Origin of the sequence: Shewanella sp. SG41-4, assembly GCF_014164505.1 — a bacterium.
GTDB lineage: Bacteria > Pseudomonadota > Gammaproteobacteria > Enterobacterales > Shewanellaceae > Shewanella.
In genome coordinates this window covers 1-3,608 of sequence record NZ_JACJFI010000338.1, presented here as the reverse complement: position 1 = coordinate 3,608, position 3,608 = coordinate 1, and the positions used below count along the sequence as shown (strand labels likewise).

The following is a 3,608-nucleotide window of genomic DNA, read 5'->3' as shown; positions in this document are numbered from 1 at the left end:
AGGGCTTCTGAAAGTTCCATAAAAAAAAATCCGATAATAAAGATTATCGGATTTTCGCAGACTAGAAAGATCGGTCAACCGATCAGTTAAATTTTCTCGTTTTACCGCTTAACTGATCGGCATTAGCATTTTATGCTCCTTTTTATTGGTTAAAACCTGCAGCTTAATTTATTCAATACTCAGACTATTCAGAGAATCGCTGACTAAATTCTTGAATACGTTTTGCGTTCACACCAGCATCGCCAATACCAATTCGCGACACGCTGCGTAAATCAATACGACTGCCCTGCTCTAGCGAAGAAACAACGATAACGACATCATCTGCAAAATTGAAAAAAGGCGTTGTTGCTGTACTTTCAAAGCGCAGTGCTTTTGGGTCTTGAGCAACAATGGTCCAGCCCATGTTTTTAGCGACAGTTAATGCTTTTTGATAAGCAGCTTCTACCGATAAGTCTGTCGCTATAGGCTGAATATTAGGGAAAGCTTGTCGTTGTTGTGCAGCAACCTCTTCTCCGCCATAAACCAAACTATTTTTAGCACCAACCCGGCTGTCAGTTAAAAACTCAAACTGCGGTGGTGATTGAGTATTGGTAGTAATATCGTGAATAGGTGGGTATTTCACGGGTTTGATAACTAACGCCATTATGCTTGGCGACAATATAGCTAAGCCCAGTAATAGCGCTATTGTAGAGGTTAATATGCCTTTGCCCTTAGCGTTACGGTCTTGCTTAGCACTACTTTTAACACTAAAGCTGATAACTAATGCCAGCACAGAAACAATGACCACCACATAACCCAACAGGTTATTGTAATTACGGCTGGCCATAAAGCCGACAATCGGGTCCCATAATCCCAATGACGAGCCAAACACCATCAAAGCCGCAATCGCGACAGAGACGATGGCAACGATCAATGCGATATTGCCTATATTACGTTTTTGCATAACATCCATCCTTTAGAAGACCCTAATTAACCCAACTTATATTGACCTGTTTTTGTGGGAATAAATTTCTGTTCATCGATAATATATTTTCGCTCACAGGCTATTCACACAACCTATTTTAGGTTTATACCTTACGATTAATATGCCGCATTTGGATCAAGTCCTAAACGACGCATTGTGCGAATTAAATTGCTTCTATCCAGCTGTAAACTTCTGGCGACAGCGGCTAAATTACCTCGTTCTGTCACTAATACCGTCTGTATTATTTGTCGTTGGTACTCATCGGTAGAATCGCGTAGTCCAAGGGTTAACACCTGCGATAATGCGGTTGCGGCATTACTGTCGTTGATAATATCAACCTCGGCTATTGCTGGTGCGACAGAATGGTTCACAACAAACTCTGAACCGAGATGAACACGGCTAATGCTAATAATGCTGGCATGACGCCCTTGCTCGCTAATAGCCCTTAACGCAGCACGGCTGAGTAAGTGTTCTAACTCGCGCACATTGCCTGGCCAATGGTATTGGGTTAACTGATCAATCGCTGTTTGTTGCAATCTTAGTTTCGCGACGCCAAGCTGATGTTGGCTTTTTTCTAAAAAATAGCCTGCCAGTAAAATAACGTCTTTACCACGCTCCCGTAATGGTGGCACAGGTAAAGGATACACACTCAAGCGATGATATAAGTCAGCCCTAAAGCGACCTTCTTTGACTTCTAACTGTAAATTACGGTTAGTTGCGGCAACAATTCTGACATCCACTACGATGATGTTATCGCTGCCGACACGTTGAATTTCACCATTTTGCAACGCACGTAACAACTTAGCTTGCACGGCAAGCGGAAGCTCACCCACTTCGTCTAAAAATAACGTCCCACCATCGGCTAATTCAAAGCGGCCACGGCGATCACTAACCGCACCAGAATATGCGCCTTTTACATGGCCAAAGAGTTCACTTTCAACAATGCTTTCTGGCAATGCAGCACAGTTAATTTGCACTAGCGGTTGCTCACTGCGACGTGATTGCTGATGAATACTTTTGGCAACCAGCTCTTTACCCACACCAGTTTCGCCAGTGATTAATACTGATAGATCACTGACAGCAACGGTATTTATCTCTGACAATAAATCCGTAATTGCGACACTGTTACCAATAATACTCGACGGGCCAGCAGTCGCTAACATGCACTGCGCCACTTGATGATTACGTTCCACTTGAACTTCTAACGCTTCAATATGTTCACTGGTACTAATCGCAGCGGCCACAGCGGCAATATAAGCACGGGTTTCGGTTGGGTTAAGCGAATCAAAGCTACCGGCTTTCATGGCGTCTAAAGTTAAAACGCCCCACGCTTTACCATCGATATAAATAGTACTGCCCATACAGTCATGCACGTGCAATTGTTCACTGCCATCATCGACTAAACCGTCGTAGGGATCGGGCAGCGTTGAGTCGGCATCAAAGCGGGTAATATGTGGGTTAGCTAAAATTTGCTGTAAGCGTGGATGGTGGTTAATCGAAAACTGTCTGGCGAGGGCTTGCTGCTTTAGCCCTACAACGGCTACTGGCACTAAATGATCATGTTTAAGTTTCAACAAGGCCACTACGTCGCATGGGATAGCGCGCTGAATAGCTAAAATCAGCCGTAAGTAACGCTCCGATTTTATCAGGTCACGATTTAAGTCTTCTACAATGTCGATAAAGGGAACAATATTCATAACAAGTCAAATAAACCTAATTTAGGTTAATTTGACACATTTATTGATCTAGGTCAATTTAACCTTTATATAATTTATATGTTTGAAATCAGCGGGATAAATGTTGGCACGTTATGTGTAATGTCTGCATATACAAGGTAATTGATTGAAGCTTATCGCTATTTTACTCCCTAAGAGGAATCACGAATGTTAGACACTGCAACTGTTCAAATAATTAAGGCCACTGTTCCCGCGTTACAACTGTACGCCAATGACATTACCAGCCATTTCTATCCATTACTGTTTGCACAGCATCCTGAAGTATTGCCTTATTTCAATCAAACTAACCAAGGTAAAGGTACTCAACCTAAAGCACTGGCTAACGCTGTGATTGCTTATGGTGCCAATATTGATGCGCTCGGTAACCTAAGCGAAGCCGTCAGTAAAATCGTTCAAAAGCATGTTGCATTAGGCATTTTACCTGAACAATATGACGCTGTTGGCAGTTGTTTAATACAAGCCATTAAAGCCGTACTCGGTGATGCTGCAACAGACGAAGTGATTGATGCTTGGACCAAAGCTTACGGCCAATTAGCCAACATATTGATTGCGGCTGAAGAGTCGATTTATACAGAGAATGAACAGAAATCTGGCGGCTGGCGTGGCGAACGTGAGTTTATTTTAGTCAAACGTGTGGATGAAAGCTCAGTAATTACCTCATTCTACTTTCAGCCATTTGATGATAAAGGGTTGCCAAACTTTGAAGCTGGGCAATTTTTGACCTTGGTATTTGATGATATCAACGGTGTATCAATGCGCCGTAATTACAGCTTATCTGACGCGACAGGCAAAGATTACGTAAGAATTAGCGTCAAGCGTGAACCTAATGGTGTGGTATCAGATCACTTACATAACAACATTCAGCTAGGTGATAAAGTGAAACTACGTGCCCCAAGTGGCGATTTCAC

The 3,608-nt window shown here is 42.7% G+C and carries 3 protein-coding genes; 1 reads left to right on the top strand and 2 read right to left on the bottom strand.

Going from position 1 to position 3,608, the window contains the following annotated elements:
* Positions 1-184: 184 nt before the first annotated feature.
* Together H5202_RS19245 and norR are read right to left on the bottom strand one after the other, a co-directional pair.
* Positions 185-943 carry a DUF1499 domain-containing protein gene (locus H5202_RS19245; protein ID WP_259397392.1) on the bottom strand — a complete coding sequence of 253 codons (759 nt, stop codon included), beginning with the start codon at positions 941-943 and terminating at the stop codon, positions 185-187.
* 137 nt (positions 944-1,080) lie between these two features.
* A complete protein-coding gene (gene norR, locus H5202_RS19240) occupies positions 1,081-2,661 on the bottom strand; it encodes a nitric oxide reductase transcriptional regulator NorR (protein ID WP_182773481.1) in 1,581 nt (526 codons plus the stop codon).
* 186 nt (positions 2,662-2,847) lie between these two features.
* On the opposite strand from norR, the gene H5202_RS19235 reads away from it, so the two are divergent.
* Positions 2,848-3,608 (top strand): globin domain-containing protein (locus H5202_RS19235; protein WP_259397391.1); only part of this gene is annotated, 761 nt, incomplete at its 3' end.